This is a genomic window from Microcoleus sp. T3_D1 (genome assembly GCF_036700405.1).
Taxonomy (GTDB): Bacteria; Cyanobacteriota; Cyanobacteriia; order Cyanobacteriales; family Microcoleaceae; genus Microcoleus.
Window position 1 is genome coordinate 1 of the sequence record NZ_JAUBOV010000045.1, and the last position, 15,355, is coordinate 15,355.

The following is a 15,355-nucleotide window of genomic DNA, read 5'->3' on the forward strand; positions in this document are numbered from 1 at the left end:
CAACTGTCAACTGTCAACTGTCAACTGTCAACTGTCAACTGTCAACTGTCAACTGTCAACTGTCAACTGTCAACTGAACAATTCCTTACTTAATCACTTGCCAATCCATAATCCGCCACTGTCCCTCTTGACGGATCAAGTCGTAGCGCACCCGCAGGTTTTCATTACGCGATGAAACGAGTTGAGAACGATCGAACACTTCGGCTTTTTCCGAGACTTGTGCTTCTACTTGGGCGCGATCGGGATTAGTCGGATTTGTGGTAACTCCATTAACTTCCAGCTTGTGTACATAACGCTGGTGCGCGTTGTTACGCTGTTGAGCTTCTGCCATCAATTGCCAGCGAGACAAAGCCGGTTCTGTCAGAACTTGCTTTAATTCTTCGACAGCGTGATTGGGGCCCAAAGCCGCTGCTTTCGCCGATAGCCAGCTTTGAACTAAGTCTTTTGCTGCTACCTCAGTGATTTCTCCCGACACTGCGCCTGCTGCGCTCGGCTCTGGGGCCGGGGCCACGGCAGGGATTTCCAGCGGCGGTTCTTCGAGGCGAACCAGGGCTTGCTCTCCTTGGAGGGGGCCCGATAGGGCTTGCATCGCGCTAGCCAAGAGACTGAGTATTAACCACAGGAGTAACAGGCTCAGGACACCTGCGACTAGAAACAAAGCCAGCCTGTTTGGAGGCATGGACTTGACTTGGGCGGTAATTTCTGCTGCCTTGGTGCGCGCTCGATCGGCAAAATCGCCCTTTAGCCCTTTGCCGCTGGCTCCGCTGCGCCCTGAATATTGGCGTCTGCGATGTTTGGAAGTCGATTCTGCAGGGTGTGGCACTGTAGCTATCGGGAGAGAGACGGGGGCAACAGCGCTAGGCGCGGCCACCGTTCCCTGGGATTTCGCCCCCGAAGCTGCGGTAGAAGCGTCGCCCGGTACGGGGGTCAAGGTGACGGTACTGGCTCCCTGCTTGGCTGTGGGTGGCTGTGGGGGTATGGCAGCGGGCGATCGGCCTGCTGTCGGTTGCAGTCGCCCTGGGGGCTTGCCGGCGCGGGGCTGCACGACGACCCATTCGTTGGCGGTTTCTGCGTCTTGTGGCAAAGCTTCTAGGTAAGCTTGTACTTTCGGGTCGGCAAAGTAGTCTTTCAAGGACACTGACTCGTTGGCCAAGTCGCGGAAGTGGGGAAACACTTCTTCTTGTAGCCAGTGTTCGGCGTACAAGCACAGTCCGGGCAACAAGTCGGGTGAATCTTGGGAATGTTCGCGAATGAAGGCCAGGGGTTCTTTTTCCGAACTGAGTTCGAGGGCTCTGCTGGCTTCTTCTGTCTGGCCCAGCAGCAGGGAACAGACGGCTTTTTCCAGGTGAACGTCTTGGCGGCGACCGAGCTGCATCAGCATCAGCTTTGCCCGACGGATCATCGATGGCTGTCTGGCTGCAAATCCTTGGGCTAACAGGGTGTAGACCGAGAGGTAAGTGGCTACTGCGGAGGGGCGGCCGGCTTCGGCTTCAAATAGCGCCTGCTGCTCGCTGCTGGTTAGGTGTTTACGCATTTGCTGCACGAACCGGAGGAAGTCTTCTATTCCTAAACCCGATCGATCGTCTCCCGAACCGTCGATTCCGCCTCGTTCTTGAAGCATTTCTCGCAGGATTTCCAGTCCCTTGCGACGCTCGGCGACTTTTTCTTCGGGAAGCGATAATAGCTCTAAAATGTTGTACGGACGGAGTTTGTATATGTCGGCTTGCATTTCACCCCTCACGCTTGCAAATAGGCTTTCGCGCAGCAGCAATTCTTGACCTGCTTCTAATGATTTTGCGGCATTTTCGTACTGACCTTGCTGCCACTGTTCGCGGCCGAGTTCTAGACAGGCAAGGCTGACGGTTAAAACTATATCTGGCCTCACGAGCTGAGGGTCGCCGAAACGACCTTCTGCGATCGCGATGCTGCCATTGTTAAGATACGGGCGACCCAGCTTCTGTACGATTTCGTATTCTCCCAGTTCTTGCAGTATGAGCAGGGCTCCTACGAATTGGTTGTCATCGATTTCAATACTTGGAGTGTGGGGGTCGGGAGCAGCCTCTAAAGCCTTGGACTCTGCCGGAGCGGTTTCTCCTGCGTCTTGCAGGAAGGTGGCCGTGCCTGCTGAGGTTTTTGACCTCTGGTGCTTGGCTTCCTGTGCCGCTTCCGACTCTCGATCGTAAGTTTTGGCTAAAAAACTGGCATCGTAAGCTTTGCGCCCCTCTGAGTCTGACAGAACGGCGCAGGCTTCATCGAGCAGTTGTTTGCGGGCGACGATCGCAACTTCGGAATACTCCCTGCGCGGAAGCTGTAAAGTTCGATCGCGGTGAGCCTGCTGCAACTGTTCGGCAGTAGCTTGAATCGGTAGACCCAAAATCCGGTAGTAATCTAGTGGAATTAACACTGTCCACTTCCCCAAAGCGCTAGCAACTGAATTAGCCTATCTTAAGTGAGATACTCCCGCAAACCAAATCAAAAATTCTGGTGTTGGCTTCCAACCGCCCAATTCACGGTATGTTGGAGTTACCGTAGAGATCCTCTGATTTTTTTCCCTCTACAGCGTTTTACAGTGAGGAAAATGGAAAGTCCCACTGCCCCTGAGCTAAATGAGTTGTTTGACTCTTGAGCATTTTCGGGTTTGAGAGTAATGGAATTATATCATTGGTTGGCATGGGGTTTGGATGGGAGTTGGTTCTCCGAGTCCGGGCAATCCGCCCCGATGGCCAACTCAATTTAACAATTGGTGAAGTGCTGCACAGAAAAGGTGCGATCGTTTTCGGCTGCGGTTGTGTCCCATCTCGGTTTAAATTTAGATGTCAAGGAAGCTGATCGTCGGGTATTAATTATTTATGGTTCAGGAACGGACTTTACCAGTTTTTGACGCGCAAAGCGTAAACATTTCTCGGGATGAGGGCTTGATGCTCTACGAGGATATGGTCTTGGGGCGCTATTTTGAGGACAAGTGTGCTGAGATGTACTACCGGGGCAAAATGTTTGGTTTTGTCCACTTGTACAACGGTCAGGAAGCTGTGTCTACTGGCGTGATTCGATCGATGCGCCGGGATGACACCGATTACGTCAGCAGCACCTACCGCGATCACGTTCACGCTTTGAGCGCGGGCGTGCCGGCGCGGGAGGTAATGGCGGAGTTGTTCGGGAAGGAAACTGGTTGCTCGAAGGGCCGCGGCGGTTCGATGCACATGTTTTCGGCCGAACACCGACTGTTGGGAGGTTATGCTTTTGTGGCTGAGGGGATTCCTGTAGCTACGGGGGCGGCTTTTCAATCGAAGTACCGCCGCGAAGCTTTGGGGGATGAGAGTTCCGATGGCGTGACTGCTTGTTTTTTTGGCGATGGTGCTGCAAATAACGGGCAGTTTTTTGAATGTTTGAATATGGCGGCTTTGTGGAAGTTGCCGATTATTTATGTTGTGGAAAACAACAAATGGGCGATCGGGATGGCCCACGAGCGAGCTACTTCTGACCCGCTGATTTACAAGAAGGCTCATGCTTTTGGCATGGCTGGTTTTGAGGTTGACGGGATGGATGTTTTGGCGGTGCGGGAAGTGGCCAAAGAAGCTGTGGCGCGGGCGCGGGCCGGCGAGGGACCGACTTTGATTGAGGCTTTGACTTATCGCTTTCGCGGCCATTCTTTGGCCGATCCTGATGAGTTGCGTTCTAAGGAAGAGAAGGAATATTGGTTCCCCCGCGATCCGATTAAGAAGTTGGCTGCTGAGTTGATCGATCGAACTTTGGCGACTGCTGAAGAATTGAAAGAGATCGATAATAAGATTCAAGCAGTAATTGATGATGCAGTCGATTTTGCTGAGAAAAGTGCCGAGCCAGATCCTAGCGAATTGTATCGGTTTATCTATGCAGAAGATGAGTAAGCTGTGGTGCATTTAACTTGTATGTTTAGGGCGGGCAGGATGCCCAACCCCTACTCCCCACAAGAGTGATATATCCCCGTAGGGACACGGCGAAAGCCTTTGTCCCTACTGCACTTCATAAACCGGAAATGCGCTGTAAGACTTACGTACAAACTTTACTTGTAGGGTGTGCAGTGCGAACCTTACAACCATCAATTACGGCTAGAATCAAAGGTAGACTTTCTAGACGAAAAGAGGCGATATGATAAATCTCGATCGCGATCTAACTCAAGCCAGCAAAAATATGGGTGCAGTTCGAGTCAAAGTCAAGCTAACGAATGCCATTGATGAAGAGTTAGTCAAGAGAGGATTGCTCAATCCCAATCTGTTGCGCGTGTACGAAGCAGAAGCACTGATAGATACTGGCGCAGTACGCACAGCTATTCCTGTAGAAGTCTGCGAACACCTCGGTTTAAGAATTCGGAGTCAGGAAATAGCAAAATATGCTGATGGCAGACAAGAAACAGTGGGATTAACAGGGCCTGTTATCCTTGAAATAGAAGGGCGCGAGACAATTGAGGCGGCAATGGTTTTAGGCGATATGGTGCTAATCGGTCAAACTGTGTTAGAAACTTTAGATTTGCTGGTAGATTGCAAAAATCAGCGTCTAGTTCCCAATCCCGAAAATCCCGAAAGACCTGTATTGAGAGTTTAATACTCAATCCAGCTTAAATACCTCCTTTATTTATTATGTTCGACTGCCGCGATCGGTATGATATCAGCATTTTTAATCAGCACCTATTCCAAGGTTTATGAAGGCTTGTAGCCGTAGAACCATTCTTGAAACTCATCTTTATTCATTGGCGACGGCTTCATCATTTGCCAGAATGTTGTCTCGCTGTCTGCCTTGTAGGAGCGTTCACCCTGATGGGTACACTGACTCAACCTGTTAACTAACAATGCACCCACTCAAAGAGCGAACCCCCCAGTAAAGCAGAAAAAACAGAGCATGAAAAACTGCTGACGTAAACCCCCCATCCACATTTACAAAAAAAACACGGGAGGCGGAAAGCGAGCGTATCTTCCGATCGCAGATGCAAGCGACACGGGGGTTTCAACAGCCTTGAACCTTTCTTAGTTTTTCTTAATTAAATAGCTCAAATATATCGTGTAATATAAACATATAAGTCAGTTATAAAATTCGTATTAAATTGTTTGAGCGCGGATGCTAGTTGGTAATGATTAAACTCAAAACTTGAATATGTGGCTGCAAAGTCCGTCAATCGATTTTAGATTTTAGATTTTAGATTTTAGAGGCGACCCCACGGATAAATGCGGGGGCAATAAGTGATTTTCGATTTTCGATTTTGGATTGATTCCACGGATAAATCACGTGGCGGGTACCACCTTTGAAATTCGTGGTCAAGAAACTTATGGTTTAATTATTGCGAAATAAATCCACCGAGAAAGGTAAGGCTCAGCTCGCCGGAACCTGTGGAACTAAATCTTTTTGAGATGGAATTTTATGAACGCTTAATGATACAGCAAGTGCGGCATAACATTTTATACCAGGTGTCAACTCCCGCAAACTACCGCAAGATTACCCGATCGCCCATCCTGTATATGGCAGCAAATGCAGCGCTACCCCCAAACCGCAAATCTCCCTTGCAGAAAGTAGCACAAACGTGATACGGTATAAGCTTGTGTCCAAATAACACCAGTTCATGCCAAAACTCAAAACTCGCAAAGCAGCCGCAAAGCGCTTTAGAGCGACCGGCAGCGGTAAAATTGTGCGCCGCAAAGCTTACAAAAGCCACTTGCTACAGCACAAAAGTTCAGCTCGCAAAAGCCGTCTATCTAAGCTGGTCGTCATCGACGAGACCAACGATGCTAACGTGCGGTTAATGCTTCCATACTTGTAAAGTTTAACGGAAATTAAAGATGACACGGGTAAAACGCGGTAATGTCGCCAGAGCGCGCCGCAAAAAAATTCTCAAATTAGCCAAGGGTTTCCGAGGCGCACAGTCGAAACAGTTCCGCACAGCTAACCAACGGGTGATGCAGGCCCTGCGTAACGGTTATCGCGATCGCAAAAAACGCAAACGCGATTTCCGCCGCCTGTGGATTGCTCGGATCAATGCCGCATCGCGCCAGCACGGCACGAGCTACAGCAGACTGATCGGCAACATGAAGAAAGCCAACATCGAAATCAACCGAAAAATGCTGGCACAAATGGCGATAATTGACCCCGCAACATTCGGTAAAGTTGTGGAAATGGCCAATCGAGCCGGAGCCTGAAAGTTCGCTTGATTTTCAGAATGCACAAAGCAGAAGTAAGAAAGATTTAACTGTCTGCCAGAGAAGGAAAACTCCTGATGAATTTAGGAGGTTGAGACCAAGTTTCCTTCTTTGTTCTTACTTCTGGATTTTTGCTTTTTCAGAAATCGCGATCGGGCCGGTCGATCGCTATTTCCTTGTTTTTTATACAGTTGCAGAGGCACATCTCAGAGATTGCTAGCGCCTTAAAATAAATAAAACCTTCCACAGACATACCTAAATTTAAGAAAAACATGGATAGTAATTTGCTCATTCTTTACCTGACAGTCCTGCTCGCTATACTCGGCAGCACTTCCTGGTTTGTGGTGCGCCAGATTCTCAAAACTCGGAAGCTGGAAATGTCTCTGGAACGCTTAGAAAATAAGCTGACGGTAGAAAAAGGAACAGCACAGGAATACTACGAATTAGGAAGTATATATCTAGATAAGAAGCTTTACTCCCAGGCGATCGTACTGTTTCAAAAAGCCCTGAAAGCCAAAGACTTAGAAGGCGAAGAAAATCAAGCTGTTATATACAACGCCCTCGGTTTTGCACACTTCGGCCAAGAACAGTACGACATCGCGATCCGCCAGTACAAAGAAGCCCTGAAGTTGCAGCCAGAATACGTTACCTGTCTCAACAACCTGGGTCACGCCTACGAGCGCAAGAAATTAACCGCTCAAGCCTTGGAAATGTACGAACAAGCTCTCGCCTGCGAGCCAGACAATACCACGGCCAAACAGCGAGTAGAGTCCCTTCGGAAGCGTTTGGTAATCTATAATTGAGCGCCCCTGTTAGGAGCAATAGAGATCCCGCAAACCTGGTTTCATTCAGAAACCGGGTTTTTTCTTAACATAGTCCAAGATACTAAACTATCCAACACATTAATGCGTTAGTTTTTAAGAACAGGAATTCCAAGTGAAGCTCGATCGCACACCGTCCCAGCACTTTAAATTACTGTCAAGATAAAACCAGTACCTGCAACGTCGGTCAGTCCTAAACAATAGAAGGAGGAGAACGTAGTGACATCAATTCTCGTTGTCGAAGATTCGTGGTTGACTCGGAGGGTAATCTGCAAAATCCTGCGAGCAGAAGGATACGAGACTTGGGAAGCATCCAGCGGCCCAGAAGCTCTAGAACTGCTCGGCACTAAAACCCCAAACTGTATGCTCTTAGACCTGCTGATGCCGGAAATGGAAGGTAGGGAAGTCCTGCAAGCCATGCGCGATCGAGGATATAAAATTCCAGTGATCGTAATTACCGCAGACATCCAAGCAACCACCCGCTCCGAGTGCATGGCACTCGGAGCCCTGGCAGTCATTCACAAAATGCCCAACTCAGACGAACTAATCGGGTGGATCAAAAAAGCTCTGAGTGTCAGCGAGGAGAGCGCACAATGAAATTAAGCACTCGACAGCTCGATGCTTTGCAGGAACTCGTCAACATCGGCATCGGTCAAGCCGCAGGGGTTTTGAACGACATGATCGACTCCCCGATTCGCTTGCAAATCCCCTACCTTCAGATTCTGACTCCCATCGACGTGGAAGAAGAGTTAGAGCAACACCTCAACGGCGAGCAAATCGCCGCTGTCCAGCTCAAATTCACAGGCTCCTTTGGAGGCATTGCCCAGCTAGTCTTTCCCACAAACAGCGCTGCTATGCTGGTGACGATGCTCACAGGGGAAGAAGGAACTCAGGATCTCGATTCAGTCAAAATTGGTACGCTAAGTGAAGTGGGAAATATTGTAATTAATGGGGTCATGGGTGCAATCAGCAACGTACTTCAGCAGCGCCTGAACTATTCAATTCCCACTTATAGCGAAGGGACGATTGCTAGTTTGCTGATCTCTGGCGGTTTAGCTACTGATACAGTTGTTTTATTAGCCCAGACCAGTTTCATGATTGAAAGGCTTCACATTGAAGGAGATATCATTCTTATTTTCAATGTTAATTCCTTTGACACCTTGTTGACTGCTATCAATCAACTTGCCGGGGGTCTATGATTGAGGAGAGCAAAAGTATTAAGGAAAAGTTTGGGGTTCTCGACAGCGTACCAGTCGGCGCCTGCTTGCTGCAAGATGATTTTGTGGTGCTGTTTTGGAACACTTGTCTGGAAGAGTGGACTAAAATTCCCCGCAGCCAAATATTGGGAACAAAGATCACAACCCATTTTCCTCACCTGAGTCAGTTAAAGTACGCCACTCGCTTCAAGCAAATCTTTGCAGGAGGCCCGCCAACAATTTTTTCTTCTCAAATTCACAAACACCTGATTCCGGCAACTTGGCAAGACGGCCAGCAGCGAATTCAGCAAACTACTGTGACTGCTGTGCCGGCACTGGAGGCTGGCATTGAAGAACAGGAGATTAGAGACTGGATTCTCCATACTCTTGAGTTGGAACCAGAGGGTAGTGTCGGAGTCGGCTCATCAAGAAGTGCTTTTTTGTCTAGGGAATCTCCACCCTCAGCTTCGTCATCAATATGGCCGGGGGTCAATGCCCCATCGTTCTACGCGCTGCTGGTGATTCAAGACGTGACCGACCTCACCCACCGCATCCAAGCTTACCGCACAATGCGGGATCAAGCTTTGGAAGAAGTGCAAGTGCGCCAGCGGGTGGAGGAAGAATTGCGATCGAGCCAGCATTTCATCCAGCAAATTGCTGACGCGGCGCCTTATTTGCTCTACATCTACGATTTGACCCAACAGCGCAACGTCTACGTCAACGGTCAAGCTTCTAAATTGCTGGGCTACACTCCCCAAGAAATTTTACAGATGCAAACTGCTTTGTACTCGAGTTTGGTGTACCCAGAAGATTTGCCGAGGCTCAAAGCCCACCAGAAAAAATTTCCCTCGACTCAAGACGGGCATATTTTGGAGTTGGAGTATCGGCTCAAACATCGATCGGGCGAATGGCGCTGGTTTCGCTGCCGCGACCAAGTTTTCGCCCGCACAGCCGACGGCTGCCCCAAACAAATTTTCGGCACCGCTCAAGATATCACCGAGTACAAACGGGCACAAGAGGCGCTGCGGCAGCAGAACGAACGAGAACTGCTGATGGCGACGATTACTCAGCATATCCGCCAGTCTCTGGATTTGGGTGAAGTGCTCCGCACGACAGTGACAGAAGTGCGTCAGTTCCTTCAGGCCGATCGAGTGATGATCGTGCGCTTCAACCCCTGTACGGGCAGTGTCTGCGCCGCCCCGGCGACGGGGGCGGTAACAGTGGAATCTGTAGCGACCAACTGCAAGCCGATGTTGGGGGAAACCCTGGAAAAGTTCTGTTTTGACGAGTTCTATCTCGAAGCGTACCAACATCGGGCGATCCGACCGATCGCCGATGTCTTGAGCGCCGATTTGCCGCAATATCAAATTGACTTGCTCGCACAATTCGCGGTGAGAGCTTATTTGGTTGTGCCTTTAGTGCAAGGAGACGAATTGTGGGGGCTGCTGATGGCCCACCAGTGCAGTCCCCGGCAGTGGATGCAGTTGGAAGTAGAGTTGCTGTCTTCTCTGGCCACCCAGTTGGCGATCGCCATCAAGCAAGCAGAACTCTACCAGCAGTTGCAAGCAGCCAACCTCAAGTTAGAGCGCTTGGCTACTTCGGACGCACTCACGCAGCTAGCAAACCGCCGACGGTTCGATCAGTATTTAGAAATGGAGTGGCGCAGACAAGCGCGGGAACAAACGCCCATGTCCCTAATTCTGTGCGATATTGATTCTTTTAAAAGTTACAACGATACTTACGGGCATCAAGGCGGGGACGAATGTTTGCGACAAGTCGCCGCGGCGATCGCCGATGCAGTCAATCGCCCCGCCGATTTAGTAGCTCGCTACGGAGGCGAAGAATTTGCCGTTATTTTGCCAAATACCTCGATTCAAGGCGCAGTGATCGTAGCCGAACACATACAGCTCACAATCGCAGCTTTGCAGCTTCCGCACGCTGGTTCTCAGGTGAGCGAGTACGTCACTCTCAGCCTGGGCGTAGCGAGTATTGTTCCTGGATCTGAATCGAGAGCCGAAATTCTGATTGCCGCAGCCGACCAAGCCCTGTATCAAGCTAAACGACTTGGGCGCGATCGTATCCAACTTTACCAGCCCGATCCTGCTGGCAAGGCGAATGGCACAGGCACTTCGATACTTCCTGTAGATTTTTCTCTCCCACACACTAATTTACCATCTCCCACAAGCGCTTGACAAATTCCCATATTTGTGCATTCTGAGTAGTTATAGCACTCCACAAAAAAATGCCACTGTAAGCCCGTGAGCCAAACCCTGATATCCCTCTTCTGTCACTCTGCGGATTAAAGAAGTAAGAAATAAGCCAGCTCATATGTGACATCACTCCGACCTGAAGGTACGGAGCTTCTAAGAATCACTTCTTAGATTTCCTAGTTGTTCCCTTGCGGGTTTTCGACTTTGACCTAGACTGAGATATCTCAACCCCTGGCAAACCGTCTGCATAGGCGCTTTGGATTCCCGACTGTCCATCGGTACGTTGCAGTTCTATTCCCCTATTTCTAATCACTTGACTGCTGGCAACGTCCCTATCCGTTGTATAGCCACAATTAGAACAAGCATGAACTCTAACACTCAAGTCTTTTCTAACTTCTGTACCGCACTCAGGACACTCCTGAGAAGTTCTCCTAGCGCTGACTTCACCTGCATAATTTGCCACGCTTCCAACACACATACTTGGTGATAGTTCGGAACTGCCCAAACCCAGCATCAAGCATTTGTTTGCCCAGCATTCCTTTGGCTAGGATTCGGTAATCCAAGTCTTCCATGAAGACCATATCGCCAGCATCACAAAGGGTATGAGCTTGTTTGAAGTGGAAATCTTTACGGGTGTTATCAACTGTGTGGTGAAGTCTAGCAACCTTAATACGTTGTTTCTCGTAATTTTTAGAGCGCTTCTTCTTTCGAGAAAGTCTGCGTTGCAGCAATTTCAGCTTGCGGAGCATTACTTTCAGGAACTTGGGCGATTTTACAAGAACTCCGTCGCTAGTTGCCAGAAATTTTTCAAGTCCCACATCTACCCCAATGGGATGACCATGTGGCATTGGATGGGGAACGCTAACATCACATTGAATATTGATGGAGGCGTACCAAATATCTGCTTTGTTGATTATTCGGACTTGCTTTACTACAAACCCCTGTGGGATTGGGCGATGCAGTTTAATTGGAATTAACCCCAATTTTGGTAAGGCAATATGTGCTCCCGTCACAGGATTATCCTTGAACTGGGGAAACAACAAAGACTTAAATTGCCCAAACTTCTTGAATCGAGGGAACCCATGCCCAACTTTTTGAAACCCATCAAGGGCTCTGTGCAATTGTTTTAGTGCCTGTTGTAACACTTGACTTGGTACTTCGCTCAAACGGGGAAATACCTTTTTAGCGCCAGGCAGCGCGTTAAGTTGTTTTAATTCGCTGGGGAAAGGAGCATTCGCAGCTATGATGTACTCATGGCTTATAGAGCATCTGTCAACCAGGCATTTCCGACTATTGCACCAATCCTTGATTTCTCGCAGCCCGTAGTTATAGGCGACGCGACAAATGTCCATCCACTCAAAAAGCGACTGTTCTTGAGCGATGTTTGGATAGATTCGATAGCGGTAATTCAAGGTTAGCATTCCAGTATTTTAACACATTTAGTGGTGAATGTGTCTCTGGTAAATATAAAGCCGTCCTACAAGGACGGGGTTTTCAACCCAATTTTTCGATAAATTAGGATTTGGAAATATTTGTAATCAAGGATAAATCAACCCAAATATAAGGATGGGTTGGATAAGCTGTTGTGCAGTTAAACAGTGATACAATAATTACCCTTGTTTGTGTTTTTAGCCTCCAACTAATAATTAGGGCTTGCTGAATAATCGATCGCATATTACGTGGTCTGGGTTAAGAGATAGTGCGATCGAGAGTGTCAATCTCAAACGCAACATTTGTTCTTGAACACCTGGGTTAGAATCTGCTTATACGTCCGGTGAGGCTGGCAACCACCGCCACTAACTCGGCAGCATCTACGGGTTTGGTCAAATGTATCTGAAAACCTGCTAATAGTGCCTGCTGACGATCGTCATTCCGGGCATAAGCCGTCAGCGCGATCGCGGGTAGCCTACCGCCCCGCTGCACTTCAAGTTGACGCAACTTGCGGATCAGGGAGTAGCCATCCTCATCCGGCATCCCAATATCGCTCACTAAAACATCGGGGCTGCGATCGCTTGCGGTTTCGATAATGGTCAAGGCGTCCTTTACCGAAGCAACAGCCATGACATCAGCACCATACTTTTCGAGAATCGTGCTCAGCAACTCTAGCGCGTCAGCCTCGTCCTCTACCACTAAGATTTTTAAGCCTTCAAGGGTCGGCGAGCCCTGAAACCTCCCCTTCGCCTCGACGATCGAGTTTAATGGCTCTGGATCGCTGGGTGGTAGATGGATAATCATCACAGGAAGTTTGACTGTAAAGGTCGTCCCCTGTCCTATCCCTGGACTCACTACCGTTACAGTCCCGCCATGTAATTCAACTAATTGACGCACAATGGCTAACCCTAAACCCAACCCCCCATAACTGCGAGTGGTCGTGCTGTCGTGCTGGCTGAAGCGATCGAAGACAAACGGTAGAAATTCCGAGCTGATGCCTGCCCCAGTGTCGCTGACAGTAATTTCCACATGGGAATTAACCCGCTGCAAACGAATCTCGACTCGCCCGTCTTTAGGCGTAAATTTGAGGGCGTTAGAAAGTAGATTCCACACAACTTGCTGCAACCTATCGGCATCACCCAAGAGCGGGCCAACTTCAGAATCGAGCCGGCTTTGCAGGCGAATTGACTTTGCCTCAGCCGCCAAGTTTACAGACTCAATCGCCGATTCAATCACCGGCACGAGGTTGACAGGGCGGACTTGGAGGCGCAGTTTACCCGTGATGATGCGAGAAACATCGAGGATGTCTTCGATGAGCTGGGCTTGAGACTTCGCGTTTCGCTCGATCGTCTCCAAAGCCCGCGCCACCTTATCCTCACTCAGGCTTTTTTGCCGTAACATCGTTGACCACCCTAAGATCGCGTTGAGAGGAGTTCTGAGTTCATGAGAAAGAATCGAGAGAAACTCATCCTTGGCACGGTTGGCGGCCTCTGCGTCTGCCCGAATTATTTGTTCACGCATCAATAATTCGTCTTTCGTGCGATTAGACGCTTCCAGTTGGGCAGTGCGTTCATGCACCCGTTGCTCTAGCTCCACATTAATCGCCTCGATACGGCGGCGACTCTCTTCTAGTTCCTGGTTTGTAAGGGCTAGTTGGGCTGGACTTGGCGCATCGAGTGCCACTGGAATTAAGGGAATCAGTAAAAAGGTGAATGTATAGAAAGACCAAACACCAGTGAGAGCTTTGATCAGTCCTGAAACCCAATAAATGGGGTGCCAAAGAGTCACTATTCCCATTAGGTGCGTCGTGCCACATAAGGCAAAGATAAAAAAGAAACCCACCAGCAGCATCACGGTGTGAGCAGGCAGATCCTTACGCTCATTCGTAAAGTAAACAATGGCAAACGCCACCGAGTAATAAGCGAGGGTAGTCAAGGCATCGGACGTTAAGTGCAGCCAGACTAACCCTGGTTTCCAGAGGTAACAATGCCCGTGAGGAATGAAATTATTAGAAAAGAAGGTGCTCAAGAGGTCAGGCATATTAGTTTACGGCACTGTCAAGTTAATTTAGGGGGTGTCATCAATTCAACCAGATGACCGCAGCAGCCAGAAGAATCGCACGCCGGAAGATTCACCAGAAAACGAGCGAGAAGCCCCGGGCTTTAGACATGGGGAGGAAAACGGCTGCAACTTCAGTCGCCTTGAATCAAAATCCATAGGAATAGCCATCTTTTTTGTGAATAGGTTGACAATATTTATGGCTGATTCCTGCTATTCTTCCCTTCGCTGTAGCGATGTCGAACGAGCCGGATGCACGGCAAAGAATTCGTCCCACGTAGGAACCAACTTTCTTGCCTGCGGTGACGGTAGCGCTGACAAGATCGCCAGTTTGAAAGCCGAAATGGATTTGCTTTCTTGATTTATGGCGAGTTGGAAAGCCAAACCGATCTGTGCCACACATTTGTCGAGTACCGTGTCCTGCTGCTTTTATTAGCAGCGGTTGAGAAGTCAGCACCTTTAATTCTTCGACTTTTCCAACACAAGCTGCATCTAACCAGTGAGTTTTAGCTAAATTCAATCGAGTGCGGTTGAACTTTGTCAAGCCGCCACTGCCAGTAGAAACTGGCAAATCAGTCATGCAAAGTCGATTAAACAGTGCCCAACGAGTCGAATTAACGGCTGTCGCGTCTTTTAATGGACGTTTTGCTTGAGATTGAATCCGTTTCAAAACCTCTGGCTTTTTAGAGAGGAATTGCTCAATACCTTGAGTGCCTTTCTTTTTATTGCAAGCATCGCACGCAAGGCAAAGATTAGAAACGCGGTTAGATCCGCCTTTGGCTTTGGGATGAATGTGTTCGACCTGTAGCGGTGTATCCGTAATTCCACAATAGGCGCACTTTCTGTCCCATTTATTCAACAAATATTCGCGGATCTCGTAGCCACACAAAACGCCTTGCTGGTATTCAATTCCAGAAATTTCGGGGTTTTCTAGTTGCTGTAAATCGAACCGCACAAGTTCTTGAACAATAGAGACAATAGGAGCGAGTTTCATCAATTTAGTTACCCAGGTTAGGGTTGTTTCGACACGATGTTGTAAGCTTGGCGCTAGCCACCCTTTAGGGCGAACCCTATTTAGGAATCTCGCTGGACGATAGCGGGTATGGCGATTTCTTCTACCTCTACGCAGTGAACGGCGAGACTCCAAACTGGCTTTGATTGCTTGTCCTCGGTGAGCTAGTTCTGCACCAAAGATTATGTTTTCTCCTTGCACTAATGCGATTCCAGTAGTTTGGGAACCAGGGTCTAATTTAAGAATGATTGGTTTTTGAGGTCCTATAACGTCTGCTTTGAGGTCGGGTAAGAGGGCATACGTCGCCGTATCCCCCTCCCCAACGAACCGGACGTGACACTTTCGCATCATCCGGCTCTGGCATTCTTGGACTCCGAGGTTATTTAGTACCATGAACCTTCCTGTGACAAATTTGGTGAAGGTGTATAAGATTGTCGATTTCATCTGTGCCTCCATTTGTCAC

The 15,355-nt window shown here is 48.9% G+C and carries 16 protein-coding genes; 9 read left to right on the forward strand and 7 right to left on the reverse strand.

Annotation, left to right across the window (positions count from 1 at the left end; genetic code table 11):
* Positions 1-85: 85 nt before the first annotated feature.
* On the reverse strand, positions 86-2,404 hold the full coding sequence (locus QT992_RS20075; protein WP_333339998.1) for an IMS domain-containing protein: 2,319 nt from the start codon (positions 2,402-2,404) through the stop codon (positions 86-88).
* A 445-nt stretch (positions 2,405-2,849) separates the two neighbouring features.
* On the opposite strand from QT992_RS20075, the gene pdhA reads away from it, so the two are divergent.
* Both pdhA and QT992_RS20085 read left to right on the forward strand, forming a co-directional pair.
* Positions 2,850-3,887 carry a pyruvate dehydrogenase (acetyl-transferring) E1 component subunit alpha gene (gene pdhA, locus QT992_RS20080; RefSeq protein ID WP_333316602.1) on the forward strand — a complete coding sequence of 346 codons (1,038 nt, stop codon included), beginning with the start codon at positions 2,850-2,852 and terminating at the stop codon, positions 3,885-3,887.
* Between the two features lie 241 nt (positions 3,888-4,128).
* Positions 4,129-4,581, forward strand: a complete 453-nt coding sequence (locus QT992_RS20085; RefSeq protein ID WP_333316600.1) for a clan AA aspartic protease — start codon at positions 4,129-4,131, stop codon at positions 4,579-4,581.
* Positions 4,582-4,676: 95 nt separating this feature from the next.
* Here the strand turns inward: QT992_RS20085 and QT992_RS20090 are convergent, their stop codons facing one another.
* Entirely contained in the window at positions 4,677-4,835 is a 159-nt protein-coding gene (locus QT992_RS20090) for a hypothetical protein (protein ID WP_333316598.1), read from the reverse strand.
* 525 nt (positions 4,836-5,360) lie between these two features.
* On the opposite strand from QT992_RS20090, the gene QT992_RS20095 reads away from it, so the two are divergent.
* The 7 genes from QT992_RS20095 to QT992_RS20125 all read left to right on the forward strand — a co-directional run bounded on the left by QT992_RS20095 (position 5,361) and on the right by QT992_RS20125 (position 10,373).
* Entirely contained in the window at positions 5,361-5,555 is a 195-nt protein-coding gene (locus QT992_RS20095; RefSeq protein WP_333316596.1) for a hypothetical protein, read from the forward strand.
* Between the two features lie 35 nt (positions 5,556-5,590).
* A complete protein-coding gene (gene rpmI, locus QT992_RS20100) occupies positions 5,591-5,788 on the forward strand; it encodes a 50S ribosomal protein L35 (RefSeq protein WP_006634164.1) in 198 nt (65 codons plus the stop codon).
* A 19-nt stretch (positions 5,789-5,807) separates the two neighbouring features.
* The gene (gene rplT, locus QT992_RS20105) at positions 5,808-6,164 is read left to right on the forward strand and encodes a 50S ribosomal protein L20 (RefSeq protein ID WP_006634165.1); all 357 of its coding nucleotides are present in this window, start codon (positions 5,808-5,810) and stop codon (positions 6,162-6,164) included.
* A 272-nt stretch (positions 6,165-6,436) separates the two neighbouring features.
* The gene (locus tag QT992_RS20110) at positions 6,437-6,967 is read left to right on the forward strand and encodes a tetratricopeptide repeat protein (RefSeq protein ID WP_333316594.1); all 531 of its coding nucleotides are present in this window, start codon (positions 6,437-6,439) and stop codon (positions 6,965-6,967) included.
* Between the two features lie 237 nt (positions 6,968-7,204).
* Positions 7,205-7,582: a response regulator gene (locus QT992_RS20115; RefSeq protein WP_333316592.1), complete on the forward strand. Its 378-nt coding sequence runs from the start codon at positions 7,205-7,207 to the stop codon at positions 7,580-7,582.
* Complete coding sequence (locus QT992_RS20120; protein ID WP_333316590.1) at positions 7,579-8,184, forward strand: chemotaxis protein CheC; 606 nt, start codon at positions 7,579-7,581, stop codon at positions 8,182-8,184. Before QT992_RS20115 ends, QT992_RS20120 begins: the two co-directional genes overlap by 4 nt.
* On the forward strand, positions 8,181-10,373 hold the full coding sequence (locus QT992_RS20125) for a diguanylate cyclase domain-containing protein (protein ID WP_333340003.1): 2,193 nt from the start codon (positions 8,181-8,183) through the stop codon (positions 10,371-10,373). Before QT992_RS20120 ends, QT992_RS20125 begins: the two co-directional genes overlap by 4 nt.
* Positions 10,374-10,551: 178 nt before the next feature.
* Here QT992_RS20125 and QT992_RS33690 read toward each other — a convergent pair whose 3' ends face one another.
* The 5 genes from QT992_RS33690 to QT992_RS20145 all read right to left on the reverse strand — a co-directional run bounded on the left by QT992_RS33690 (position 10,552) and on the right by QT992_RS20145 (position 15,355).
* Positions 10,552-10,869, reverse strand: a complete 318-nt coding sequence (locus QT992_RS33690) for a zinc ribbon domain-containing protein (RefSeq protein WP_445305800.1) — start codon at positions 10,867-10,869, stop codon at positions 10,552-10,554.
* Positions 10,835-11,812: an RNA-guided endonuclease InsQ/TnpB family protein gene (locus QT992_RS20130; protein WP_445305371.1), complete on the reverse strand. Its 978-nt coding sequence runs from the start codon at positions 11,810-11,812 to the stop codon at positions 10,835-10,837. Before QT992_RS20130 ends, QT992_RS33690 begins: the two co-directional genes overlap by 35 nt.
* Positions 11,813-12,143: 331 nt before the next feature.
* Positions 12,144-13,862, reverse strand: a complete 1,719-nt coding sequence (locus tag QT992_RS20135) for an ATP-binding protein (protein ID WP_333340006.1) — start codon at positions 13,860-13,862, stop codon at positions 12,144-12,146.
* 166 nt (positions 13,863-14,028) lie between these two features.
* The gene (iscB, locus tag QT992_RS20140; RefSeq protein ID WP_333340040.1) at positions 14,029-15,285 is read right to left on the reverse strand and encodes an RNA-guided endonuclease IscB; all 1,257 of its coding nucleotides are present in this window, start codon (positions 15,283-15,285) and stop codon (positions 14,029-14,031) included.
* Positions 15,272-15,355 (reverse strand): HNH endonuclease, encoded by an 84-nt coding sequence (locus tag QT992_RS20145; RefSeq protein WP_333318109.1) that lies wholly within the window; start codon positions 15,353-15,355, stop codon positions 15,272-15,274. The genes iscB and QT992_RS20145 overlap by 14 nt, the downstream gene beginning before the upstream one ends.